This is a genomic window from Streptomyces sp. NBC_00490, assembly GCF_036013645.1.
GTDB classification, from domain to species: Bacteria; Actinomycetota; Actinomycetes; order Streptomycetales; family Streptomycetaceae; genus Streptomyces; species Streptomyces canus_F.
The window spans coordinates 1,715,051-1,736,887 of the sequence record NZ_CP107869.1; the positions used below are offsets into that span (position 1 = coordinate 1,715,051).

General features: G+C 72.3%; 26 protein-coding genes. 13 read left to right on the forward strand and 13 right to left on the reverse strand.

Going from position 1 to position 21,837, the window contains the following annotated elements; translation table 11 throughout:
- The first annotated feature begins 35 nt into the window (after nt 1–35).
- A complete protein-coding gene (locus tag OG381_RS07725) occupies nt 36–506 on the forward strand; it encodes an SRPBCC family protein (RefSeq protein ID WP_327715362.1) in 471 nt (156 codons plus the stop codon).
- Here OG381_RS07725 and OG381_RS07730 read toward each other — a convergent pair.
- Complete coding sequence (locus tag OG381_RS07730; RefSeq protein ID WP_307034317.1) at nt 503–1,627, reverse strand: PLP-dependent cysteine synthase family protein; 1,125 nt, start codon at nt 1,625–1,627, stop codon at nt 503–505. The two genes, OG381_RS07725 and OG381_RS07730, sit on opposite strands and share 4 nt — an antisense overlap.
- A gap of 332 nt (nt 1,628–1,959) precedes the next feature.
- On the opposite strand from OG381_RS07730, the gene OG381_RS07735 reads away from it, so the two are divergent.
- On the forward strand, nt 1,960–2,283 hold the full coding sequence (locus OG381_RS07735; RefSeq protein ID WP_327722416.1) for a hypothetical protein: 324 nt from the start codon (nt 1,960–1,962) through the stop codon (nt 2,281–2,283).
- 187 nt (nt 2,284–2,470) lie between these two features.
- Nucleotides 2,471–3,010: an ATP-binding protein gene (locus OG381_RS07740; protein WP_327715363.1), complete on the forward strand. Its 540-nt coding sequence runs from the start codon at nt 2,471–2,473 to the stop codon at nt 3,008–3,010.
- Nucleotides 3,011–3,042: 32 nt separating this feature from the next.
- On the opposite strand, the gene OG381_RS07745 is transcribed toward OG381_RS07740, so the two are convergent.
- The 3 genes from OG381_RS07745 to OG381_RS07755 are packed head-to-tail and all read right to left on the reverse strand — an operon-like array spanning nt 3,043 to nt 6,655.
- On the reverse strand, nt 3,043–5,604 hold the full coding sequence (locus OG381_RS07745; RefSeq protein WP_327715364.1) for an ABC transporter permease: 2,562 nt from the start codon (nt 5,602–5,604) through the stop codon (nt 3,043–3,045).
- Nucleotides 5,601–6,368 carry an ABC transporter ATP-binding protein gene (locus OG381_RS07750; RefSeq protein WP_327715365.1) on the reverse strand — a complete coding sequence of 256 codons (768 nt, stop codon included), beginning with the start codon at nt 6,366–6,368 and terminating at the stop codon, nt 5,601–5,603. Before OG381_RS07750 ends, OG381_RS07745 begins: the two co-directional genes overlap by 4 nt.
- The gene (locus OG381_RS07755; RefSeq protein ID WP_327715366.1) at nt 6,365–6,655 is read right to left on the reverse strand and encodes an SHOCT domain-containing protein; all 291 of its coding nucleotides are present in this window, start codon (nt 6,653–6,655) and stop codon (nt 6,365–6,367) included. The genes OG381_RS07750 and OG381_RS07755 overlap by 4 nt, the downstream gene beginning before the upstream one ends.
- 177 nt (nt 6,656–6,832) lie before the next feature.
- Between OG381_RS07755 and OG381_RS07760 the strand changes: the two genes are divergently transcribed.
- From OG381_RS07760 to OG381_RS07780, 5 genes are read left to right on the forward strand one after another with little or no spacing between them, the layout of a single operon-like run.
- A complete protein-coding gene (locus OG381_RS07760; RefSeq protein WP_327715367.1) occupies nt 6,833–7,393 on the forward strand; it encodes a TetR/AcrR family transcriptional regulator in 561 nt (186 codons plus the stop codon).
- Nucleotides 7,394–7,405: 12 nt separating this feature from the next.
- A complete protein-coding gene (locus tag OG381_RS07765; protein WP_327715368.1) occupies nt 7,406–7,801 on the forward strand; it encodes a (R)-mandelonitrile lyase in 396 nt (131 codons plus the stop codon).
- Nucleotides 7,802–7,812: 11 nt separating this feature from the next.
- Nucleotides 7,813–8,397, forward strand: a complete 585-nt coding sequence (locus tag OG381_RS07770; protein WP_327715369.1) for a DUF4865 family protein — start codon at nt 7,813–7,815, stop codon at nt 8,395–8,397.
- Nucleotides 8,394–9,302 carry a phosphotriesterase family protein gene (locus tag OG381_RS07775; protein WP_327715370.1) on the forward strand — a complete coding sequence of 303 codons (909 nt, stop codon included), beginning with the start codon at nt 8,394–8,396 and terminating at the stop codon, nt 9,300–9,302. The genes OG381_RS07770 and OG381_RS07775 overlap by 4 nt, the downstream gene beginning before the upstream one ends.
- Before the next feature lie 24 nt (nt 9,303–9,326).
- On the forward strand, nt 9,327–9,503 hold the full coding sequence (locus OG381_RS07780) for a DUF1272 domain-containing protein (protein WP_327715371.1): 177 nt from the start codon (nt 9,327–9,329) through the stop codon (nt 9,501–9,503).
- Here the strand turns inward: OG381_RS07780 and OG381_RS07785 are convergent.
- Together OG381_RS07785 and OG381_RS07790 are read right to left on the reverse strand one after the other, a co-directional pair.
- Nucleotides 9,500–10,042 carry a GNAT family N-acetyltransferase gene (locus OG381_RS07785; RefSeq protein ID WP_327715372.1) on the reverse strand — a complete coding sequence of 181 codons (543 nt, stop codon included), beginning with the start codon at nt 10,040–10,042 and terminating at the stop codon, nt 9,500–9,502. The genes OG381_RS07780 and OG381_RS07785 overlap by 4 nt on opposite strands.
- 44 nt (nt 10,043–10,086) lie before the next feature.
- Nucleotides 10,087–11,556 (reverse strand): ketol-acid reductoisomerase, encoded by a 1,470-nt coding sequence (locus OG381_RS07790; protein WP_327715373.1) that lies wholly within the window; start codon nt 11,554–11,556, stop codon nt 10,087–10,089.
- Between the two features lie 88 nt (nt 11,557–11,644).
- On the opposite strand from OG381_RS07790, the gene ilvY reads away from it, so the two are divergent.
- Complete coding sequence (gene ilvY / locus OG381_RS07795; RefSeq protein ID WP_327715374.1) at nt 11,645–12,496, forward strand: HTH-type transcriptional activator IlvY; 852 nt, start codon at nt 11,645–11,647, stop codon at nt 12,494–12,496.
- 12 nt (nt 12,497–12,508) lie between these two features.
- On the opposite strand, the gene OG381_RS07800 is transcribed toward ilvY, so the two are convergent.
- Complete coding sequence (locus tag OG381_RS07800; protein ID WP_327715375.1) at nt 12,509–12,958, reverse strand: RpiB/LacA/LacB family sugar-phosphate isomerase; 450 nt, start codon at nt 12,956–12,958, stop codon at nt 12,509–12,511.
- 9 nt (nt 12,959–12,967) lie between these two features.
- Nucleotides 12,968–13,969: a helix-turn-helix transcriptional regulator gene (locus OG381_RS07805; RefSeq protein ID WP_327715376.1), complete on the reverse strand. Its 1,002-nt coding sequence runs from the start codon at nt 13,967–13,969 to the stop codon at nt 12,968–12,970.
- An 83-nt stretch (nt 13,970–14,052) separates the two neighbouring features.
- On the opposite strand from OG381_RS07805, the gene OG381_RS07810 reads away from it, so the two are divergent.
- Nucleotides 14,053–14,367, forward strand: coding sequence for a hypothetical protein (locus OG381_RS07810; protein WP_327715377.1), 315 nt, complete (start codon nt 14,053–14,055; stop codon nt 14,365–14,367).
- Here the strand turns inward: OG381_RS07810 and OG381_RS07815 are convergent.
- Nucleotides 14,334–15,041, reverse strand: a complete 708-nt coding sequence (locus tag OG381_RS07815) for an SDR family oxidoreductase (RefSeq protein WP_327715378.1) — start codon at nt 15,039–15,041, stop codon at nt 14,334–14,336. The genes OG381_RS07810 and OG381_RS07815 overlap by 34 nt on opposite strands.
- 101 nt (nt 15,042–15,142) lie before the next feature.
- Between OG381_RS07815 and OG381_RS07820 the strand changes: the two genes are divergently transcribed.
- Nucleotides 15,143–15,982, forward strand: a complete 840-nt coding sequence (locus OG381_RS07820; protein WP_327715379.1) for a helix-turn-helix transcriptional regulator — start codon at nt 15,143–15,145, stop codon at nt 15,980–15,982.
- Here the strand turns inward: OG381_RS07820 and OG381_RS07825 are convergent.
- Together OG381_RS07825 and OG381_RS07830 are read right to left on the reverse strand one after the other, a co-directional pair.
- Complete coding sequence (locus OG381_RS07825; RefSeq protein ID WP_327715380.1) at nt 15,968–17,212, reverse strand: ROK family protein; 1,245 nt, start codon at nt 17,210–17,212, stop codon at nt 15,968–15,970. The genes OG381_RS07820 and OG381_RS07825 overlap by 15 nt on opposite strands.
- Before the next feature lie 36 nt (nt 17,213–17,248).
- Nucleotides 17,249–17,923, reverse strand: coding sequence for an alpha-ketoglutarate-dependent dioxygenase AlkB family protein (locus tag OG381_RS07830; RefSeq protein WP_327715381.1), 675 nt, complete (start codon nt 17,921–17,923; stop codon nt 17,249–17,251).
- A gap of 67 nt (nt 17,924–17,990) precedes the next feature.
- On the opposite strand from OG381_RS07830, the gene OG381_RS07835 reads away from it, so the two are divergent.
- Entirely contained in the window at nt 17,991–19,124 is a 1,134-nt protein-coding gene (locus tag OG381_RS07835; RefSeq protein ID WP_327722417.1) for a methyltransferase, read from the forward strand.
- Between the two features lie 6 nt (nt 19,125–19,130).
- On the opposite strand, the gene OG381_RS07840 is transcribed toward OG381_RS07835, so the two are convergent.
- The gene (locus OG381_RS07840; protein ID WP_327715382.1) at nt 19,131–19,979 is read right to left on the reverse strand and encodes a class II fructose-bisphosphate aldolase; all 849 of its coding nucleotides are present in this window, start codon (nt 19,977–19,979) and stop codon (nt 19,131–19,133) included.
- An 8-nt stretch (nt 19,980–19,987) separates the two neighbouring features.
- The gene (locus OG381_RS07845) at nt 19,988–20,872 is read right to left on the reverse strand and encodes an SIS domain-containing protein (RefSeq protein WP_327715383.1); all 885 of its coding nucleotides are present in this window, start codon (nt 20,870–20,872) and stop codon (nt 19,988–19,990) included.
- 137 nt (nt 20,873–21,009) lie between these two features.
- On the opposite strand from OG381_RS07845, the gene OG381_RS07850 reads away from it, so the two are divergent.
- Complete coding sequence (locus OG381_RS07850; RefSeq protein ID WP_327715384.1) at nt 21,010–21,789, forward strand: DeoR/GlpR family DNA-binding transcription regulator; 780 nt, start codon at nt 21,010–21,012, stop codon at nt 21,787–21,789.
- Nucleotides 21,790–21,837: the final 48 nt, after the last annotated feature.

Sequence of the window (21,837 nt, forward strand, 5' to 3'; positions counted from 1 at the left end):
TGTCACCCCTGTGTCGTCGCCTGGGGGGTGTGACCGTGGCTCACCAACTGCGTGCCGTGGGGCTCGACTTCATCGAGGTCGCTCCTGTGCGCCTGGTCTTCGCCCGGGAGATGTCCGCCGGCCCGGAGGCCGTCTACCGGGCCCTCGCCGACGATGTGCCGGGCTGGGCGCAGTGGTTCCCGGCGGTCACCTTCGCCCGGCCGACCGGCGACGGCTCGACACGCGAGGTCCGGCTCAGGGGCGGCGGACGCTTCCAGGAGACGATCATCGCGGCGAAGGAGCCCGAGGTGTACGCCTACCGTGTCGACGTGGCGAACACGCCCGGCGTCCACGCCCTCGCCGAGGAGTGGCGGCTCACCCCCGCAGGGACGGGCACCCTGGTGCGCTGGACCTTCGCCCTCGACGGCACGGCCCCGGTCCGCTTCCTGGCGAAGCTCGGACGCGCCGGGCTGGGGCGGGCGTTCCGGGGCGCGGTCACCGCACTGGACCGGCGTATCGCCGTCTAGCAGGGCCAGACACCCGTTTCCAGCAGCGATTCGATCGCCGCCGCGTACGGCTGGATGTCCAGACCCTGTTCGGCCAGCCACGCGTCCGAGTAGTACTTGTCGAGATACCGGTCCCCCGGGTCGCACAGCAGTGTCACCACGCTGCCCCGGCGCCCCTCGGCCACCATCTCGGCGACGATCTTCAGCGCGCTCCACAGCCCGGTGCCGGTCGAGCCGCCCGCCTTGCGGCCGATGGCCTGTTCCAGTGCCCGTACGGCAGCGACGCTGGCGGCGTCGGGGACCTTCATCATCCGGTCGACGGCGCCGGGCACGAAGCTCGGTTCCATGCGCGGCCGGCCGATGCCCTCGATGCGGGAGCCGCAGTCGCAGGTGACGTCCGGATCGCCGGTGGTCCAGCCCTCGAAGAAACAGGAGTTCTCCGGGTCGGCGACACAGATGCGGGTGTCGCGCTGGGTGTAGTGGACGTATCGGGCGATGGTCGCCGAGGTGCCGCCGGTGCCGGCCGTGGCGACGATCCACGCGGGTTCCGGGAACCGCTCCAGCTCCAGCTGGCGGAAAATGGATTCGGCGATGTTGTTGTTGCCGCGCCAGTCCGTGGCCCGTTCCGCGTAGGTGAACTGGTCCATGTAGTGGCCGCCGGTGTCCACCGCGAGCCGGGCCGACTCCTCGTACATCCTGCGCGAGTCGTCCACGAAGTGGCACCGGCCGCCGTGGAACTCGATGAGGCGGATCTTCTCGGCGCTGGTCGTGCGCGGCATGACGGCGATGAAGGGCACGCCGATCAGTCCGGCGAAGTACGCCTCGGAGACGGCCGTCGAGCCGCTGGACGCCTCGATCACCGGGCGGCCGGGCCGAATCCAGCCATTGCACAGGCCGTACAGGAACAGGGAGCGGGCCAGGCGGTGCTTGAGGCTGCCGGTCGGGTGGGTCGACTCGTCCTTGAGGTACAGGTCGATGCCCCACTGCTCCGGCAGCGGGAAGCGCAGGAGGTGCGTGTCGGCCGAGCGGTTGGCATCGGCCTGGACCTTGCGGACGGCCTCTTTCAGCCAGGCACGGTAGGCGGCGTCGCTGTGGTCAACGTCGAGGGTGGCGCCGGTCCGGATCTGCTGGGGGGTGCTCACGGCGGGGCTCCTTAGGCTTCGCGCCGACGGCGGATCGCGCTGTCGACACTTCGATCATAAGCACCTCCCGCACCCTTCTCACCTGCATAAACACACCTTTGAGCACCCCAAAGGCCACCCTGGGGGCCGGGCTCCGCAAGACCATGGGGGCGCATTCGGACGAGTGCTCCGGACTTGCGTACCGGGGGTCGCGTGCGCACTGGTGCTCGACGCCGGGTGCGGGCAGACTGCACCGAACGGGACACGCCGGTCCCGGACGGGGGCGCACACTGGGACACGTGACCAGCCGGATCATGGGCCGGCACACCGAGAGCGCACTAGGGGGCGGGAGCATGGCGGAGCCGGAGTTCACGGCCACGGGCGTGCGGATCGGGAAGCGGCTGCGTTCGCTCACCCGGGCCGGACAGGTCCGGATCAGCGACGGCAGGCTGGAGTTGCTCACCAGCTACGGCAGCGAGATCGACAGCGCGCCGGTGCAGGCGGTGCGGGCGTCCAAACCCTGGTTCGCCGCCGACGACCGGGCCCTCGCCGACCTCAACGGCAAGCGGTATCTGCTGACGCTCGGCGATCACGATCCAGCGCCGGGCGAGCCGGGTCCCCCCGCGGCACGCCGGTTCATCGAGGCCGTACGGAAGGCCGCGGGACGTCACGGGTGAGGCACCGCGAGTTGCGGGATCCCACCCCCTGAGTCACGCTGTTCACACGTCACTCTGGGTTTACCGGCGATAACGCTGCGAACCAGCCCGCCGGGCATGGCAGCAGGCAGCCGCTTCACCAGGCGCCTTGCTGGATCGATCCGAACTCCGTGTTCTTCCGGACCTCTTCAGTCGGGGAGTCGCAGCCGTGATCAGTCACCCAAGCAGGCACTGCACGGTGGAGCTCCAAGCCCTGCCGTCGCGGATCGGCCAGGTCCGCAGAATCGTCTCTGCGCAGTTGCGCTACTGGCATCTCGACCCCCTCATAGACCGGGCCGCGCTCGGTGTGACAGAGCTCTTGACCAACGTCCACCGGCACGCCCAGCCCGACAAGATGTGCACCGTGGAGATCGAGCTGGTCCTCGACCGGCTCATGGTCTCGGTGCACGACCACGACCCGCGTCTGCCGGTCGTGGAAGACATGCCCGACGACCTCCTGGAAGCCGAGACGCTCGCCACCCGTGGGCGGGGGCTCGCCATGGTGGCCGCCTTCAGCGAGAGCTGGGGCGTGCGGCCGGACGGGGAGGCGGGCAAGGTCGTGTGGTTCGCGCTGTCCGCTCCCGCTGCCGTGAAAGCCGGGGCGGGGCGTCCGCCGCGGCGTCTCGCGGAGAAGACACCTCGGGTGTTCGCCGAGGTCGACGCCCTGAGGACCGAACATGCTCCCGCCCGGTCGGCCGTTGTCGGCTGACCGGGCGGTGACATCCTGTGGCGGCCCCTGTCTCACTCGGTGGCGATCGCCCGCAGTACGTCCAGGCGTGCCGCGCGACGGGCCGGGCGCAGGCCCGCCAGGGCGCCCGCCGCCAGGCCCACCAGGGCCACGATCACGAGTTGCAGCGGCGGCATCGCGAAGGCGAAGTCGCTGTCGCTCGCGCCGTCGGAGGCCTTGACCAGGACCCAGCCGAGGAACCCGCCGAGCGCCAGTCCCCCGACCGTGCCGAACGCGGCCACCAGGACCGACTCCCAGCGGACCATGGCCCGCAGTTGGGAGCGGGTCTGGCCGACCGCCCGCAGCAGGCCCAGTTCCCGGGTGCGTTCGTGGATCGCCAGGGTCAGGGTGTTGGCGATGCCGAGGAGCGCGATGAGGACCGCCAGGGCCAGCAGGGCGTAGACCAGGGTGAGCATCATGTCGATGCCGCCCGCCGAGGACTGCGCGTACTCGTCCCGGGTCTGCACCTCGGGGTTGCCGTAGCGCTCGGCCACCTTCTCCACCGCGGCCTTGCCGGTGTCCGTGCTCACGCCGTCCTCGAACGACACGGCGATGAGGGTGTCGGCGTCCTGGGTGCGGTGCGGTTCCCAGGCCGCGCGGGTGATGACGTACTCCCCCGCGAGTTCGGACCGGCCGTAGACGGCACGGACCGTGAAGGTCTCGCTCTTGCCGTCCGTGAACGTCAGCCGGGTCGTGTCGCCGGTCTTCAGTCCCTGCTTGTCGGCCTCGCTCCCCGTGATGGCGATGCCGTCCGTGCCGAGACCGCTCAGGGACCCCTTGACCGTGCCCAGGTCGAAGGTGCGCTCCAGCGCCAGGGGGTCGGTGACCGTCAACGCCCTTCCCTTGCCGTCGACTTCGGCGACTCCGCGGCCGAGTCCGACGGCCGTGTCCACCTCGGGCAGCTGGTCGACGGCGCCGGCCAGACGCGGGCTCAGTCCGCTGCCGCCCGCGCCGAAGGCCGGGGTGCTCACCGCGATGTCGCCCGCGAAGGAGCGGGAGACGGTCTGGTCCATGGTCGCCTTCAGGGACGCGGCGAACACGGTGAACAGGGAGACGACCGCGACGCCGATCATCAGGGCACTGGCGGTGGCGGCCGTGCGCTTGGGGCTGCGCAGGGCGTTGCGGCGGGCGAGGCCCCCGGTGACTCCGCGCAGTCGGTCGAGGGGACCGCCGAGGACGCGTACCGCTGTGGTGGAGGCGACCGGGCCGAGGACCACGAACGAGGCCAGGGCCAGGACGGCACCGGTGCCCGCGAGCCACAGCGACGGGGAGACGAGGACACCGCTGATCGTCACGCCGAGGGCGAGGGCGACGAGGCCCGTTCCCGTGACGGCGCGCACGCGGGAGGCGCCCGAGGTGTCCACGGCGGTTTCGCGCAGAGCCGCCATCGGGGCGGTGCGGCCCGCCCGTACGGCGGGCAGGAGTGCGGAGCCGAGGCAGACCACGATGCCGACCGCGAGCGGCAGCAGCATGGACAGCACGCTGACCACCAAGTCGCCCTCGGGGAACGGGAATCCGATCGCCGGGAACAGGATCTGAAGACCCGCGGCGATACCGATGCCACCCGCCAGGCCCGCGAGCGAGGCCGTCACCGCGACCGCGGTCGCCTCCACGAGGGTCGACGCGGTGACCTGGCGGCGGGAGGCACCCAGGGCGCGCAACAGGGCGTTCTCGCGGGTCCGTTGGGCGACGACGATGGCGAAGGTGTTGTGGATGGAGAAGGTCGCCACCAGCAGGGCGACGCCGGAGAAGACGAGGAGGAAGAGGGTGAAGATGGTCAGGAACTGGCTGGAGATCATCTCGGTGTTCTCCTCGGCCGACTTCTGGCCGGTGATCGCCTCGACTCCCTCGGGCAGTACGGGAGTCAGCCGATCGACGAGCTCCTGCTGGCTGACGCCGGGACCGGCGCGCACCTGGATGGTGGCCGCCTCGCCGGGCCGTGCGGTGAGGTACTTCTCGGCGTCGGCCTGCGTCATGCCGGTGAACGTCACCTGGGCCATGCCGTCCTCGCCGCCGAAGGTCGCCAGACCGACGATCGTCACCTCGACCGGGTCCGGCGTCCGGAGAGTCGTCGTGTCGCCGATCTCCAGGTCGCCGCGCTTGGCGGTGCCCCGGTCGATGACGACCTCGCCCGACGCGGCGGGGGCACGGCCCTCGGCGAGCTGGTAGGCGTTGAGCTCGGGATCGGCGATCCAGTTGCCCGCGAGGGTCGGCGGACCCTGGCCGCCGATGGGATCACCGTTCGCGCCGACCAGCTGGCCCGCGCCCTGGATGCTGGGGGCGGCGGCCGCCACACCGGGGACGCGCTCGACGGCACTCACCAGGTCGGTGGCGACGGGCTGACGTACGCCCTCGCTGTCGCCCGGTGTGGTGATGGCGTCGGCGCTGCGGACCACGGCGTCCGTGCCGCTGGTCGCCCTGCCGAACATCGTGTCGAAGCCGGCGCGCAGGGTGTCGCCCATGACGAGCGTCCCGGCCAGGAAGGCGACGCCGAGGCACACCGCGAGGAAGGTTCCGGCGAAGCGGCGCCTGTGCGCGCGCAGGGAGGACACGCTCAGACGGACGGAGGCGTTCATGACGGCCCTCCGGGGGGTGAGGTGGTGTCGAAGGCCTTCATGCGGTCCAGGACCTTGTCGGCGGTCGGCGCGGTCATACGGTCGACCAGGCGCCCGTCCGCGAGGAAGACGACCTCGTCGGCGTGGGCGGCGGCCACGGGGTCGTGGGTGACCATGACGACCGTGCGGGCCGTCTGGCGGACGGCACGGCCGAGGAGGCCGAGCACCTCGCCGCCGGAGCGGGAGTCCAGGTTGCCGGTCGGTTCGTCGGCGAAGACGACGTCCGGTCGCCCGGCGAACGCCCTTGCCACGGCGACGCGTTGCTGCTGGCCGCCGGAGAGTTCGGAGGGGCGGTGGTGGAGGCGGTCGCGCAGGCCGACGACGTCGACGAGTGCGTCGATCCACTCGCGGTCGCCCTTGCCGCCCGCCAGGTCGAGGGGGAGCCTGATGTTCTCCTCGACGGTCAGGGTGGGCACCAGGTTGAACGCCTGGAACACGAAGCCCACGCGGTCGCGGCGCAGCAGGGTGAGGCGGCGGTCGTCGAGGGAGCCCAGTTCGGTGTCGCCGATGCGGGCGGTGCCCGAGGTGAGCGTGTCGAGACCGGCCGCGCAGTGCATCAGGGTGGACTTGCCGGAGCCCGAGGGCCCCATGATCGCGGTGAAGCGGCCGGCCGGGAAGTCGACGCTCACCCCGTCCAGGGCCCTCACGCCGGTGTCGCCGCTGCCGTAGACCTTCACGGCGTCGACCACCCGGGCGGCCGACCGGACGGCGGTCGTGGTCGTCATGCCGCACCGCCCTTGCCCGTGCGGCCGAACTGCTCGTCCAGGACGGACAGCCGGCGCCAGTACTCGTCCTCGTCGATCTCGCCGGAGGCGAACCGGCGGCCGAGCACGGCGATGGGCGAGTCGCCGGACGGACCGGTGTCGGCGGTCGCGCGCCACGGGCCACGGCGGCCGCGCAGGCCGGTGCGGCGCAGGACGGTGACGGCGCCGACCACGACGGCCGCCCAGATCAGCGGGAAGAGAAGGATCCACGGGCCGGGCCCGCCGTCCCAGTGCGCCAGGGTCTGCATCTCGGGTCATCTCCCTAGTGATGTGTCCGGTTGATGTCTCGAGACTGGCCCCGGCCAGGGGTGCGGGTCGTCGTACGGCCAGCGGCAGTGCGGGTACCTCCCGGGGAGTACGAGGGGCCGTTCCGGCTGCTCCGTGAGGGCTCGACTTCTGTAACTACTAGTATGTACAGTGCGTGTATGAGCACCCCGGAGCGTCTGATCGAGTCCACCCGAGAGCTGCTGTGGGAGCGCGGTTACGTGGGCACCAGCCCCAAGGCCATCCTGGAGCGTTCGGGTGCCGGGCAGGGCAGCATGTACCACCACTTCAAGGGCAAGCCCGACCTCGCGCTGGCCGCGATCCGGCGCACGGCAGCGGAGATGAGGGCTACCGCCGAGGGAGTACTCGGCGGGCCGGGGACGCCGTACGAGCGCATCGAGGCGTATCTGCTGCGCGAGCGCGATGTGTTGCGCGGCTGCCCGGTCGGGCGGCTGACGATGGATCCGGACATCATCGCCAGCGACGAGTTGCGCGAGCCGGTGGACGAGACCCTCGACTGGCTGCGTGAACGGATCGCCGGGATCGTCGAGGAGGGCAGGGAGCAGGGGCAGTTCGCGGCGTCGCTCGACGGCGAGGCGATCGCGGCGACGGTCGTCGCCACCGTGCAGGGCGGCTATGTCCTCGCCCGCGCCTCGGGCTCCCCCGCCGCCTTCGACGCGGGCGTCCGGGGACTGCTCTCCCTCCTCTCACCACGGCCTTAGGAGTTCACGCACGTGCACATCACGAGGAAGCGTCCCGACACGTGGCAGGGTCCGGCGGAGAACTTCACCGGCACGGTGTGGCTGGACGAGATCGCCGCGCCCGGACCCCCGTCACGGCTGCGGATGTTCAACGTCCACTTCGCCCCGGGCGCGCACACCGCCTGGCACCGTCATCCCCGCGGCCAGGTCCTGCACGTCCTGGAGGGCGAGGGGCTGGTGCAGCGGGAGGGCGGCGAGATCGAGGCGATCCGGGCGGGCGACACCGTGTGGATCGAACCCGGCGAACGGCACTGGCACGGCGCCGGACCGCGCACCTTCATGACCCACCTCGCGGTCGTGGAGGCCACCGAGGACGGCACGACCACGCACTGGGAAGCGCACGTGGACACCGCGGAGTACCCCGCCTGAGGAGGCACGCGATGCATGCCATGCAGTACGAACTCACCCTGCCCGCCGACTACGACATGGACGTGATCCGCGCCCGCGTGGCCCGTGTCGGACATCTCCTCGACGAGTGGGAGGGCCTCGGGCTCAAGGCGTACCTGATGCGGGAGCGCGGGGTGCACGGCTCGCCGGTCAACCAGTACGCGCCGTTCTACCTCTGGGACACCATGGCGGGCATGAACTCCTTCCTGTGGGGAGGCGCCTTCCAGGGGCTGAGCGACGACTTCGGGCGGCCGTCGGTCCGGCAGTGGACGGGGCTGGCCCTCGAGGAGGGCGGCGCCGCCGGTTCGCCGGCGCGGGTCGCGGTACGGAGGCGGCAACCGGTGCCGGACGGAGTGGAGTTGGCGGAGGTCATGGGGGACGCGGTGCGTGCGGCGGGGCGGCTGGCGGCGCAGGACGGGGCGGTGCTGGCGGCGGCCGTCGTGGACTCCAGTCGTTGGGAGTTGGTCCACTTCTCGCTCTGGGCCCATGACACGCCCAAGGCCGACGGCGAGGTGTTCCAGGTGCTGCACCTGTCGGCGTCGGGGCTCGCCGGGCTGCCGCGGGGGCGCCGGTGGTGAGCGCGGTCCGAACGGTGGTCGGGGATGTGGAGCCGGAGCGGCTGGGTGTGTGCGACGCGCACGACCATCTGTTCTTCGGCAGCCCCCAGTTGCCCGGGCAGGAGTTGCGGGACGTGTCCGCGGCCCGCGCGGAGTTGGCGGCGTTCCGCGCCCAGGGCGGGCACAGCGTGGTGCAGTGGACGCCGTACGGGCTGGGGAGACGAGCTGCCGATCTGCCGCCGCTGTCCCGGGAGACGGGGGTCCTGGTGGTGGCCGCGACCGGTCTGCACCAGGCCGTCCACTACGACGACCGGACCCTGAAAGCACTGCGCGGCAGGCTCGCCGAGCTCTTCGTATCCGAACTGACCGACGGGATCGGCACATCGGGCGTCCGTGCCGGACTCATCAAGGTCGCCGGCGGTTTCCACGCCCTCGACGCACACGCCCGCTGGACGATGACCGCGGCGGCCGAGGCGCACCACGCGACCGGTGCGCCGATCGCGGTCCACCTGGAGCTGGGCACCGGCGCGCTCGACGTACTGGACCTGCTGTGCGGGGAGTTGGGCGTGGCGCCGTACCGGGTGATCCTGGGCCATCTGAACCGCTCCCCCGACCTCGTGGCGCACCGGCAGGCCGCGGCGTCGGGCTGTTACCTGGCCTTCGACGGTCCCTCACGTGCGAACCACGCCACGGACTGGCGGATGCCGGACGCCGTACGGGCCCTGGCCGAGGCGGGCCACGGCGATCGGCTCCTCCTGGGCGGTGACACGACGACCGCGGCGGCGCGTTCGGTGAACGGCGGTCCCGGGATGCCGTATCTGCTGCGTCGGGTGCGGCCGCGACTGGCGGCGGAGCTCGGCGCCGAACTGGTCGAACGCATCATGCGCGAGAATCCTGGGCGGGCCCTCGGCGTCGAGTGGCACTGACCGGCGACGAAAGCGGGAGCACGGATGGCACTGGAGATGCGCGGGAGATGCGAACGCTGTGAGACGGCCGAGCTGCCGCCGGACGCCCCGGCCCGCATCTGCTCGTACGAGTGCACCTTCTGTGTGCCCTGCACCGAGGCGATGCGGGGCATCTGCCCCAACTGCGGCGGCGAACTGGTCCCCCGGCCGCGGAGGGCCTAACCCTTCGGACCCGGCTTCCAGTCCCGGGCGAGGAGGCCGAGCAGTACCTCGTCCACGAACTCGCCCATCACCCATGCCGAGGAGCGCAGCACGCCCTCGTGGACGAAGCCGTTGTGCTCGGCCGAGCGCAGCATCGCGGCGTTGTCCGCCAGCGTCTCGATCTGGAGCCGATGCAGGCCGCGCACGATGAAGCCGTAGTGGCACAGCACCGCGACCACGTCGGTGCCGTAGCCCTTGCCGCGAGCGGAGGGACGCAGGCCGAGGCCGATGTGTGCGAACCGGTTGTGGTTGTCGATGCCCCACAGGGTCGCGGTGCCGATCAGGGTGCCGCCGTCGAGTTCCACCACGGAGAACGGGACGTGCCCTTCCTCCTCGTCGTCCACCACGAGCCGCGAGTCCTTGGAGCCCGGTGTGATCGGCCGCCACGGCCGGCCCTCGGCCCGCGCGGAGTTGGCCACGTCGTCGTAGAGCTCGGTCCGCAGGATCGGGATGTCGTCCTCGTGGCGGGCCCTGAGCCCGACCTTGGTGCCTTTGAGCATGCAGGCTTCCTATCCGACCGGGAGCGCCGACGACAACTCCTTTCCTACGCCACCGAGATGTCCACCGACGGCCTCACCTCGGCCGCCGCGGCCAGGGCCTCGTGCACCGGGTGGGTGTCGAAGGCGGTCAACAGGGCGGTGTCCGCCGGACGTTCGGCGGCCGGGAAGGCGATCTGCTCGTAGGCGCTCTGGAAGCGCGGGCCCCAGCGGCGGGCGCCGAGGCGGGCCGTGCGGGAGCAGTTGTCGACCATGTGGCCGACGTCGCGGGCGTGCATGTAGGGCAGGAGCGAGTCCACGGCCTCGATGACGGACTCGTTGACGATCTCGGACCAGGGGTGGCCGCGGTCGGCGAACTCGTCGATCTGGGCCGTCATGGTGGCGACGAAGACCCCGGCGGTGAACGGGTCCACGGGCAGCTCCCGTTCGGCCCTGCGGGTGTGCGCCCGGTCGCTCACCGACCACATCGGTGAACCGCCGATCCGGCTCATCTCACGGGCGCCGAGCCGCCGTTCGGCCAGGATCACACTGCGCAGCTCCGTGCCGTCGGCGACCTCGTCGTAGATCTCCGCGACGATCTCGCGGGCCGGGCCGTACGTCGCCGTGTACGCACGGTCGAACACGTCACGGGCGTCGGCGTCGAGGTTCTCGCGGACCGCCCGCAGGCCGGCCCGGGAGATGGTGCGGGCGATCGGGCCGGTCACGTTCTCGCAGGAGCGTTCGTACGCCGTCACCTCGTCGTCCCCGGCGAGGCGGTAACGCGTGAAGAGGCTCTCGACGATGCCGTGGACGGCGCCCAGCAGGATGGCGCGTTCGCCGACGATGTCGGAGAGGTACTCACCGGCGAGTGTGGTGCGGAAGGTGTACGGCGAGCCGAGCGCCACCGACCAGCCCAGCGCGAGGTCGACGGCCCGGCCGTCGGGGTCGGCGTGGACCGCGTGACTGCTGTTGATCCCGGCGCCGTTGATCTCGGCGCCCTGCTGGTAGAGCCGTCGCACCGAGTCACCCATGCCCTTGGGGCACACCGCGATCACCGGATGTCCCGGCGGGAAGCCGCCGCCGGACTCGCGGAGGTGGCCGAGCAGGAAGCCGTGGGACAGGCCGATGGCGGCGCCCGGCTTCAGGGCCGCGAAGATCTCCTGGTGATGGGCGGCGAGTGCGGCGTCCGCGATCAGCAGGATCACGAGGTCGCTGTCGGCGGTGACGGCGAGCCAGTCGCCGAGGGTGCCGTCCTCCTCGGTGAAGCCGTGGGCGCGGGCGTCGGCGGCCGAGCGCGAACCGGGGCGCAGTCCGACGGCCACCCGGACGTCCGTGCCGGTGAGCGAGTCGCGCAGGTTCAGGGCCTGGGCGCGGCCTTGGGGGCCCCATCCGATGACACCGATGCGGCGGATCCCGGCGAAGGCCCGCGGGAGCAGCGGGAAGAGGTGCCGGCCGCCGCGCAGGATGGTCTCGGTGCCGCCGGGCACGTCCATCGTCTCCAGGGAGAAGACACGGGAGCTGTACGTGGTCGAGGTCATGGTCGAGTTGTAGGCTCCGGACGAGCATTGCGACAAGCGCAACATCTGAAGCGGGGTGTTGCACCGAATGAAAGACGCAGGTCACAGCATGCGGGAAGACCATCGGGACCTGCGTCTTTTCCTGCATCTGGCGCAGACGCTGAACTTCGGGCGGACCAGTCTCGACTGTCACGTCAGCGCGGCGACGCTGACGCGGACCGTGCAGCGGCTGGAGGCCGGGCTCGGGCACCGGCTCCTCGACCGGGGCCCGCGCGGGGTGTCGCTGACGGCGGAGGGGCACCGGTTCCGCGCCTACGCCGTCGAGGCACTGGAGTTGTGGCGCTCCTATCGTGAGGAGCACCCCGATCCGGCCGAACTCACCGGCCGGCTGGCCGTGTTCGCCACGGTGACCGCCTGTCAGGCGCTGCTGCCGGACCTGTTGGCCCCGTTCCGCGCCGCGCACCCCCAGGTACGGCTGGACCTGCGTACCGGTGACGCGGCGGCGGCGCTGGCCCGGCTGGACGAGGGCGAGGTGGACGTGGCCGTGGCGGGGATCCCGGCGCGGCTGCCGGAGCCGTTGGTGGGCCGGACGGTCGCGGTCACCGAGCTGGTCCTGGTCACGGCCCGGGACCGGCCCGACCCGGACCTTGATGGACCCTTCGTCCTGCCCCACCGCGGCCTGGTCCGCGATGCCGCCGACCGCTGGTTCCGCGCCCGCGGCGCCGCGCCCGAGGTGGTCTGCGAACCGGACGGCCACGAAGGGCTGTTGACGCTCGTCGCCCTCGGCTGCGGCACGGGGGTGGTCCCCCGTCTCGTACTGGAGCACAGTGCGGTGCGCGACCGGCTGTCGGTGGTCGCGGCGGATCCGGCACCGGAGCCGTTTCCCATCGGGTTGTGCGTACGGCGGGCCGATCTGCGCCGCCCGCTGGTGGCGGCGCTGTGGAGCCTCACGGCACCCTGAGCCCGCCCGGATTCAGGGCTCCCTGCGGTCCAGGCGTCCGATCCGGGCCACGTTCTCCCGGTCCTCCACGTCCTCGCTGGCCTCGGCGGTGAACCAGGCGTCGAGGATCTCCTTGAGCAGCGGCTCGGAGGTCAGGCGCAGGCTGAGGGCGAGGACGTTGGCGTCGTTCCAGCGGCGGGCGCCGTCCGCGGTGTAGGCGTCGGTGCACAGGGCGGCCCGTACGCCCGGGACCTTGTTCGCGGCGATCGACGCGCCCGTGCCGGTCCAGCAGCACACGACCGCCTGGTCCGCCGCACCGGTGGCCACGTCCCGGGCCGCCGCCTCCGAGCACGCCGCCCACTGAGGGTCGGAGCCGGGGTGCAACGCCCCGTGGGCGGTGACGTCGTGGCCGCGTGCGCGCAGCTCGGCGACGAGGCCGCGGGCCACGGGTTCGTCCATGTCCGAGGAGACGGAGATCCGCATGCCCCGAGCCTACGCGCCGAGCGCGCGGGCGAGCAGGTCGCGGCGGTTGTGGGTGCCCGTCTTCGCGAACACCGACTTCAGGTGGTCCTGCACGGTGTGTTCGGAGACGTACATGGTGGCGGCGACCGTACGGCTGTCGGCGCCTTTGGCGAGCAGGCCGACGAGTTCGGTCTCCCGGGCGCTGAGGGCGTGGGCCCGGCAGAAGACGGACAGCCGCTCGGCGGGTGAGGACTCCTCGATGGTGACGGCGACGGCGCCTGCCATCCGTGCGGCGCGCAGGGTCAGCCAGAGGCCGTCGGTGAGGTGGACGCGGGCCCGCGGCGGATGGTCGTCGACCCCGGCCTCCGCGGCCAGGAGCTGGGCGGCGACGTTGTAGGCGCCGGCCGGCACGGTCGGGCGGCCGTTCTCCGGGGGGACCAGGACACGCAGGTAGGCGTGGGTGCCCGGGGTCTGGCCGACGACTCCCATGTCGGGCGACAGCACCAGCACCAGGGGTTCGGAGCGGGGCTCGTGGGACGGTCGTACGACGAAGGTGGCGGCCTGGCTGCGGCGCAGCGCCGTCGTGATCGGCGCCGTGAGGTCGGCGAGGAGGGCGGCCTCCGCCGGGGTGAAGTCGCGGTCGCGGCGCCACAGGTCGAGGAAGCCCCAGGTGCCGTGGCGGTCCCGGAAGACCGCCGAGGCGACGTCGCGGATGCCGTGGTGGCGCAGGAGCTCGTTCCAGAGCGGGCTCGCCGAGCGGTCGGGCAGGTCGCTGAGCAGGGCGGCGTCCCGCAGCTGAGTCCAACGGTTCGCCCGTGTCAGGTACTTGAGGCGGATCGCGCGGGGCAGCTCCCGCAGGACGGGGACATCGGCGATCGGGGCACAGCCGACCGAGGTCTCCGGGTCGGTGAGGAGGAAGGCGTACGCGTCGAACCCGATGGTGGCGCGGAGCTCGTCGAGGAGCCGCAGGCGCAGTTCCCGGGCGTCGCCGCCCGCCTCGCACAGCCGCACGATGCGGTCCCGTCCGGACATGGCCTGAGCGTATCCCCATATTTCTGGGATGTACGGCGGTGCGTGGTCCGGCGCAACCTGGTGACCAGCGCCGAGGAGGAATCATGCCGACCCTGCACATCGAGCATCCGATCACGGACTTCGCCACCTGGAAGACGGCCTTCGACCGCTTCGCGGCCGCGCGCGCCGACGCGGGCGTACGAAGCCATCGCGTCCAGCGGCCCGTCGACGACCCCGCCTATGTTGTCGTGGACCTCGACTTCGACGATGTGGCGGGGGCCGAGCGGTTCCTGGGATTCCTGAAGTCGACGGTATGGGGTTCGCCCGGGAACGCCCCGGCGCTGGCCGGGGCGCCTCGGACCCGGATCCTGGAGACCGCCGAGGATCACCAGGGCAGCGAGCCGTCGACGTCGACGTAGCGGCCGGTCGGCCCGTCGGGGCCCAGCCGGGCCATGCGGACGATGATCTCGGCGCCCTGTTCGACGGTCTGGGTGCCCGTGCGGCCGTTGAGGTCGGTCGCGGTGAACCCCGGCTCGACGGCGTTGACGCGCATCTCGGGGAACGCCTTCGCGTACTGCACGGTGATCATGTTGAGGGCGGTCTTGGAGGACGGGTACGCCAGGGCCTGGTAGAAGTGCGCCGGTGAGTCCGGGTCGGACAGCCGGGACAGCGAGGCCAGGCCGCTGCTCACGTTCACGACGACGGGGGCCGCGGACCGCCGGAGCAGCGGCAGGAAGGCGTGGGTCACCCGGACGACGCCGAAGACGTTGGTCTCGAACACCGTGCGCATCTCGTCGGCGGTGGTGTCGGCGGCGGCCGGGATGGCGTTGTTCTCGCCCCGGACCTCGATGCCGGCGTTGTTGACCAGGACATCGAGCCCGCCCTCGGCCTCGATGGTCTTCGCGGCGGCCTGGACGGAGGCGTCGTCGGTGACGTCGAGCTGGACGAAGCGGGCGCCGAGCCGTTCGGCGGCACGGCGGCCGCGTTCGGCGTTCCGGGCGCCGATGTAGACGGCGTGACCCGCGGCGACGAGGTGACGGGCGGTCTCGAGGCCCAGGCCCTTGTTGGCTCCGGTGATGAGTGTCGTAGTCATGGCTCCACCGTCCCGCCGGACCGGCGGGACAGCCAGAAGACCCTTCTTCCTGGGACCGGCAGTACCAGGCACCGCGGCGGCCGACGCGGTTCACTGGAGGCATGACGACGACGGAACTGGGGCGGGCGCTGCGGCGCTGGCGCGACCGGGTCGCCCCCGGGACCGCGGGGCTGCCCACAGGGGGTCAGCGGCGGGCAGCCGGGCTGCGGCGCGAGGAGCTGGCGCTGCTGGCGGGGATCTCGGTCGACTACGTCACCCGCCTCGAACAGGGCCGGGCGGCCAGTCCGTCGGGGCAGGTCGTGGAGGCGCTGGCGCGGGCGCTGCGGCTGTCGGGGGACGAGCGGGGGTATCTGTTCCGGCTGGCCGGACTGGTGCCGCCGGGTCCCGAGACGGTGCCCGGGTACATCACGCCGAGCGTGCAGCGGCTGCTGGACCGGCTGGTGGACACCCCCGTCGGCGTTTCCGACGCGGCGATGACACTGCTCATGGCCAATCCGATGTACGCGGCGCTGATGGGCGACCCCTCCGGTCTGCGCGGCTTCGAACGCAACGGGGTGTGGCGCAACTTCCTCGGCGCGCCCGGCCGGGTCCGGCACACTCCCGAGGAGCGGCGCGCTTTCGAGGTGGGCATGGTCGGCGAACTGCGGTCGACCGCCTCTCGGTATCCCGCCGACCCGCAACTGCGGCGCCTGATCGCGGAGTTGCGGGCGGGCAGCGAGCGGTTCGCCGAGCTGTGGGACGAGGGTACGGTCGGCCGGCTGGAGGCTTCACGCAAGACGATCGAGCATCCGCAGGTGGGCCCGGTGACGTTGGACTGCGATCTGCTCCGGGTGGAGGGCAGCGATCTGCACATCCTCGTCTACTCGGCCGAACCGGGGACCGAGGCCGCCGAGAAGCTGGAGTTGGTCTCCGTGCTCGGCATCCAGTCACTGGTGGGTTAGCGCCCCCAGCGGGTCGTCCAGCACCGGCTGCCACGCCAACTCGGCGGCGCCGACCAGGCTGTTGTGGTCGAGGGTGCACGCGAGGATCGGTACGCCGCCGCTCTGCCCCCACAGGCTGCGGTCGGCGACGACCGCGCGCAGCCGGTGCGGGTCGGCGTCGAGGAGGGTGCGGTGCAGGCCGCCGAGGATGATGCGGTCCGGGTTGAGGATGTTCACCAGGCCCGCGAGGCCCAGTCCGAGGCGGTCGATGAGGGCCTCGGTGGCGGTGCGGACGGCCGGGTCGTCGTAGTGGTCGCGGATCAGCTCGTTCGACTGCTGGAGCAGGGACACCTCGGGCCCTGGCGCGCGGCCCACGGCGTCGAGGAAGGCCAGCGGGTCGGCCTCGACGTCCAGGCAGCCGCGGCTGCCGCAGTGGCAGGGACGGCCCTCGGGGTTGACGGTCAGGTGGCCGACTTCCAGCGCGAGACCCGAACTGCCGGTGTGCAGGCGGCCGTCGAGGACCAGCGCCCCGCCGACGCCCCGGTGTCCGGTGGCCACGCACAGCAGGTCGCGGGCGCCGCGGCCCGCGCCGTGCCGGTGCTCGGCGAGCGCGGCGAGGTTGACGTCGTTGCCCGCGAAGGCCGGTCCGGCGATACCGGCGGCACGAACGCACTCCGCGAAGATCCGGCGGACGGGGGCGCCCACGGGCCAGGCCAGGTGCAGCGGGTTCAGCGCGGTCCCGTCGGGCTCGGCGACGGCGGAGGGGACCGCGAGACCGGCGCCCACACAGCGCAGACCGGTGGTGCGCAGCAGCTCGGCGCCCGCCTCGACGACCGAGGCGAGGACCTTCGCCGGGTCGGCGTCGACGGTCTCGCAGCCGGGTGCGGTGGCGACGATCCGGCCGCCCAGGCCGACCAGCGCCGCCCGGAATCCGTCGGCGTGCACCTGCGCGGCGAGGACGACGGGCCCTTCCTCGGCGACCGCGAGCCGGTGCGAGGGCCGGCCCTGCGAACCGGCGGCCGCGCCGGGCCGGGCGTCGACCCGGATCAGCCCGAGCGCCTCCAGCTCGGCGGCGACCGCGCCGGCCGTGGCGCGTGTCACTCCGAGTTCGGCGGTGAGCACGGCGCGGGTGGGGGCGCGTCCGGTGTGCACGAGCTCCAGAGCGGGCCCGAGCGCACCGCGTCCCCGGTCCAACCGCGTCCTCGAGGTCGTTCCTTCCCCCGTCGGCCGGGGGTCCGCCTTGCCGCTCATGAGGGCGAGTCTCCCATGATCCGCTGTGCCACCGTCCTACCGGCCACTGACTCTGAGCGTGATGTTCAGCCGTCCGGCCAGCCCCAACTCCGGGGGCGCGGTACCCGGGTACACCTTCGGTACGCCGTGGTACGCGAGCCGTGAGGGCCCGCCGAACACGAACAGGTCGCCGCTGCGCAGTTCGACGTCCGTGTACGGCTTCGTCCGCGTCTGGGTGTTGCCGAACCGGAAGACACAGGTGTCGCCGAGGCTCAGGGACACCACCGGGTCGTCCGCCATCTCGTCGCTGTCGCGATGCATGCCCATGCGGGCGTCGCCGTCGTAGAAGTTGATCAGTGCGATGTCGTACGGCGGTGAGGTCGCCCCGGGTGCGCTCCCCGCCGTGGGAGAGGGTGCCCCGAAGGCGTCCCGGACCGCGCTGCGGCCCAGCTCCCCCAGCCACTCGGGGAACGGCTTGACCGGGGCTCCGTCGCCGTCGACGACGGTGCGGGCGTAGGCGTACGGGTACCAGTGCCAGCCCAGGCAGACCTGCCGGGCGGTCATCGTGCCGCCGCCGGGGGTACGGACCGAGCGCAGCCCGGCCGGGGGGCGGGCCCACTCCCGGCAGGCCTCCAGCAGCTCGTGCTGGCGGCTCGTGTCGAGCCAGTCCGGCAGGTGCACCGCGCCCGGCGCGACCTCCGTGCGGGGCCTGGGGAACAGCTCGCCATCCATGAGGCCATCCTGCCCGAACAGTCCTGAGCTGCGGCTCCGATAGCCTGGACCCACGATGAACGACCGTATGGTGACGCCCTGGGGCCAGCTCACGCTGGCCCGTTTCCCCGAGGACCCGCGTGACAGGCTTCGTGCCTGGGACGCCTCGGACGAGTACCTGCTGACGCACCTGGCCGAACAGGCGGTCCCGCTGTCCGGCACGGTCGTTGTCCTGGGTGATCGCTGGGGCGCGCTGTCCACGGCGCTCGCCGCGCACCGGCCGGTGCAGATCACCGACTCCTACCTCTCCCAGGAGGCGACCCGGGCGAACCTGGCCCGGGGCGGTGTCGAGACCGGGGCGGTGCGGCTCCTCACCACCCAGGACCCGCCGCCCGGCCGGATCGACGTCCTGCTGGTGCGGGTGCCGAAGAGCCTGGCCCTGCTGGAGGACCAGCTGCTGCGGCTGGCGCCCGCGGTGCACGAGGGCACCGTCGTCGTCGGGACCGGGATGGTGAAGGAGATCCACACCTCGACGCTGAAGCTGTTCGAGCGGATCCTCGGACCGACCCGCACCTCGCTCGCCGAGAAGAAGGCGCGGCTCATCTTCTGCACGCCCGGGACGGCACCGCGTACGACCACCAGTCCGTGGCCGTACCGCTACGAGCTGCCCGACGGCATCGGCGCGGTCTCGGGGCGCACGGTGGTCAATCACGCGGGTGTCTTCTGTGCCGACCGCCTGGACGTCGGCACCCGGTTCTTCCTCCAGCACCTGCCGGACAGCAAGGGCGCGCAGCGGGTCGTGGACCTGGGCTGCGGCAACGGGGTCGTCGGTACGGCGGTGGCGCTGGCGAACCCCGAGGCCGAGGTGCTGTTCGTGGACGAGTCGTTCCAGGCCGTGGCCTCGGCGGAGGCGACGTACAAGGCGAACGGCGTTCCGGGGCACGCCGAGTTCCGGGTCGGGGACGGGCTCGCCGGAGTGGCGGACGGGAGTGTCGACCTCGTGCTCAACAATCCGCCGTTCCACTCCCATCAGACCACCACCGACGCCACTGCCTGGCGGATGTTCACGGGCGCGCACGGTGCGCTGCGGCCGGGCGGCGAGCTGTGGGTGATCGGCAACCGTCATCTGGGCTACCACGCCAAGCTGCGCCGGCTGTTCGGGAACAGTGAACTGATGGCCAGTGACCCGAAGTTCGTGGTGCTGAGGGCTGTCAGGAAGTAGTCGGCGTCAGCCCAGCACCCGGATGATCCCCGCCACGGCCCGCGCCATCGCCGCCCGCCCCACTCCCAGGTACGTGCGCGAGTCGACCGCCTCGGGGTGGGCGGTGAGGAACTCGCGTATGGCGCCGGTCATGGCGATGTTGAGGGCGGTGCCGATGTTGATTTTGCTGATGCCGCCCGCGACGGCGGCGGTCAGTTCGTCGTCCGGCAGGCCCGAGGAGCCGTGCAGGACGAGCGGTACGTCCAGCGCGCCGGAGAGGCGTGCGAGGAGGGCGTGGTCGAGGCTGGCGGTGCGGGTGGTCATCGCGTGCGAGCTGCCGATGGCGACGGCGAGGGCGTCCACGCCGGAGTCGGTCACGAAGGTGCCGGCCTCGGCGGGGTCGGTGCGGGCGCCGGGCGTGTGGGCGTCGAGCGGCGGTTCGCCGTTCTTGCCGCCGACCTCACCCAACTCCGCCTCGATCCAGAGGCCTTGGGCATGGGCCCAGTCCGCTGCGGCGCGGGTGGCGGCGAGGTTCTCCCGGTAGGGCAGGTGGGCGGCGTCGTACATCACGGAGCTGAATCCGGCGTCCGCGGCCTGTCTCAGGAGGGCGTCGCTCTGGACGTGGTCCAGGTGCAACGCGACGGGGACGGCGGCGCGTTCGCACGCGGCGACGGCGGCGCGGGCGAGGGGTTGCAGGCGTCCGAGGCGGAACTTGACGGCGTTCTCGCTCACTTGGAGGACGACGGCGGCGTCCGCCGACTCGGCGCCGGCGACGACCGCCTCGACGTGTTCGAGCGTGACGACGTTGAACGCGGCGACGGCGCGGTGCGCGGCCGCGGCCCGCGTGACGAGCTCGCCGGTGGTCACCAGAGGCACGGCCGCTCCTACGAACCGGCGAGGATCACGGAACGGGTGAGATGGCGCGGCCGGTCCGGGTCGAGACCCCGGTCCGCGGCGACGGCCACGGCGAGCCGCTGGGCGCGGACCAGTTCGGCGAGCGGGTCGAGACCGCCCGCGACCCACAGTCCGCCGGTCTCCCGCACCTGCTCGGCCAGCCCCTCGGGCGCCTCGCCGAACATCCAGGTCGCGGTCCCCGCGGTGGTGATGCTGATGGGGCCGTGCCGGTACTCCATGGCCGGGTAGGCCTCGGTCCAGGACAGGGCCGCCTCGCGCATCTTCAGGCCGGCCTCGTTGGCCAGCCCCACGGTCCAGCCGCGGCCGAGGAAGGTGAACTGCGTGCAGTGGACGAGTCCGTCCGGCAGCGGGGCGGCGAGTGCGCTGCGGGCGTCGGCGACGACGGCGTCGGTGTGCAGACCGAGGTGGGCGCGGAGCAGGGTCAGGGCGGTGGTCGCGAACCGGGTCTGCACGACGGACCGTTCGTCCGCGAAGTCGAGCACGACGACGTCGTCGGCTGCCCGCATGACCGGTGTGTGCGGGTCGGCGGTGAGGGCCGTGGTCCGGGTACGGCCCTTCAACCGCCCGAGCAGTTCCAGCACTTCGGTGGTGGTGCCGGAGCGGGTGAGGGCGAGGACACGGTCGTACGGGCGGCCGTGCGGGTACTCCGAGGCGGCGAAGGCGTCCGTCTCGCCCTGTCCCGCGCCCTCGCGCAGCGCCGCGACGGACTGCGCCATGAAGTACGACGTGCCGCACCCCACGATCGCGACCCGCTCCCCCGGCGCCGGCAGCACGGCGGCATGGTCCGGCGCCTCGGCCGCCGCCCGGATCCAGCACTCGGGCTGACTGACCAGCTCGTCCTCGACATGGGTCATGTCGCGGCCCCTCCCCGTCAACGAACACCGCGGTGATTGTTTCTGCAAGATATAGCGAGGTTTCGAGCATAATCAAGCATTCGAGTGACATCGGGGTGCGCTAAGGTCACGGAGAGGTCGAGGAATGGAGGCCGCGGATGTCCCGCGACGCCCGCTGGAAAGCGCTGCTGGAACTGCTCGTGGAGCGCGGCCGGCTGGACGTCGAGGAGGCCGCCGCCGAACTGGGGGTCTCGTCCGCCACGATCCGCCGCGACTTCGACCAGCTGGCCGAACAGCAGATGCTCGTGCGCACCCGGGGCGGCGCGGTCGTGCACGGGGTCTCCTACGAGCTGCCGCTGCGCTACAAGACGGCCCGGCACGCCTCCGAGAAGCAGCGCATCGCCCAGGCCGTCGCCGCTCTCGTCACCCCCGGCACCGCCGTGGGCCTCACCGGCGGCACGACCACGACCGAGGTGGCCCGCGCCCTGGCCGTCCGCCCCGACCTGGCATCCGGCTCCCCCGCGCTCACCGTCGTCACCAACGCGCTGAACATCGCCAACGAGCTGGCCGTACGCCCGCAGTTCAAGATCGTGGTGACCGGCGGGGTGGCGCGTCCGCAGTCGTACGAGCTCATCGGGCCGCTCGCCGACGGGGTGCTGAGCCAGATCACCATCGATGTGGCGGTGCTCGGTGTGGTCGCCTTCGACGTCACGCACGGCGCGGCCGCGCACGACGAGGCCGAGGCGGCGATCAACCGGCTGCTGTGCGAGCGCGCCGCGCGGGTGATCGTGGCCGCCGACTCCAGCAAGCTGGGGCAGCGCGCGTTCGCCCGGATCTGCGCGTCCGACGCGGTGGACACGCTGGTCACGGACACGGCGGCCGACGAGGACGCCGTGCGGGGCTTCGAGGAGGCGGGGATCCGGGTCGTCGCGGTCTGATTCCGTTCGCCGCACCTGCCGGGCCGAACCGACCTAGGGTGGTTCCAG

Excerpts from the sequence above, each read along its gene's own strand:
- OG381_RS07750 (WP_327715365.1), bottom strand. The coding sequence starts at position 6,368 with ATGACGACCACGACCGCCGTCCGGTCGGCCGCCCGGGTGGTCGACGCC.
- OG381_RS07745 (WP_327715364.1), bottom strand. The coding sequence starts at position 5,604 with ATGAACGCCTCCGTCCGTCTGAGCGTGTCCTCCCTGCGCGCGCACAGG.
- OG381_RS07815 (WP_327715378.1), bottom strand. The coding sequence starts at position 15,041 with ATGACTACGACACTCATCACCGGAGCCAACAAGGGCCTGGGCCTCGAG.
- OG381_RS07770 (WP_327715369.1), top strand. The coding sequence starts at position 7,813 with ATGCATGCCATGCAGTACGAACTCACCCTGCCCGCCGACTACGACATG.
- OG381_RS07850 (WP_327715384.1), top strand. The coding sequence starts at position 21,010 with ATGTCCCGCGACGCCCGCTGGAAAGCGCTGCTGGAACTGCTCGTGGAG.
- OG381_RS07805 (WP_327715376.1), bottom strand. The coding sequence starts at position 13,969 with ATGTCCGGACGGGACCGCATCGTGCGGCTGTGCGAGGCGGGCGGCGAC.
- OG381_RS07835 (WP_327722417.1), top strand. The coding sequence starts at position 17,991 with ATGGTGACGCCCTGGGGCCAGCTCACGCTGGCCCGTTTCCCCGAGGAC.
- OG381_RS07825 (WP_327715380.1), bottom strand. The coding sequence starts at position 17,212 with ATGAGCGGCAAGGCGGACCCCCGGCCGACGGGGGAAGGAACGACCTCG.
- OG381_RS07755 (WP_327715366.1), bottom strand. The coding sequence starts at position 6,655 with ATGCAGACCCTGGCGCACTGGGACGGCGGGCCCGGCCCGTGGATCCTT.
- OG381_RS07845 (WP_327715383.1), bottom strand. The coding sequence starts at position 20,872 with ATGACCCATGTCGAGGACGAGCTGGTCAGTCAGCCCGAGTGCTGGATC.
- OG381_RS07780 (WP_327715371.1), top strand. The coding sequence starts at position 9,327 with ATGGCACTGGAGATGCGCGGGAGATGCGAACGCTGTGAGACGGCCGAG.
- OG381_RS07830 (WP_327715381.1), bottom strand. The coding sequence starts at position 17,923 with ATGGATGGCGAGCTGTTCCCCAGGCCCCGCACGGAGGTCGCGCCGGGC.
- OG381_RS07810 (WP_327715377.1), top strand. The coding sequence starts at position 14,053 with ATGCCGACCCTGCACATCGAGCATCCGATCACGGACTTCGCCACCTGG.
- OG381_RS07760 (WP_327715367.1), top strand. The coding sequence starts at position 6,833 with ATGAGCACCCCGGAGCGTCTGATCGAGTCCACCCGAGAGCTGCTGTGG.
- OG381_RS07785 (WP_327715372.1), bottom strand. The coding sequence starts at position 10,042 with ATGCTCAAAGGCACCAAGGTCGGGCTCAGGGCCCGCCACGAGGACGAC.
- OG381_RS07800 (WP_327715375.1), bottom strand. The coding sequence starts at position 12,958 with ATGCGGATCTCCGTCTCCTCGGACATGGACGAACCCGTGGCCCGCGGC.
- OG381_RS07735 (WP_327722416.1), top strand. The coding sequence starts at position 1,960 with ATGGCGGAGCCGGAGTTCACGGCCACGGGCGTGCGGATCGGGAAGCGG.
- OG381_RS07790 (WP_327715373.1), bottom strand. The coding sequence starts at position 11,556 with ATGACCTCGACCACGTACAGCTCCCGTGTCTTCTCCCTGGAGACGATG.
- ilvY (WP_327715374.1), top strand. The coding sequence starts at position 11,645 with ATGCGGGAAGACCATCGGGACCTGCGTCTTTTCCTGCATCTGGCGCAG.
- OG381_RS07820 (WP_327715379.1), top strand. The coding sequence starts at position 15,143 with ATGACGACGACGGAACTGGGGCGGGCGCTGCGGCGCTGGCGCGACCGG.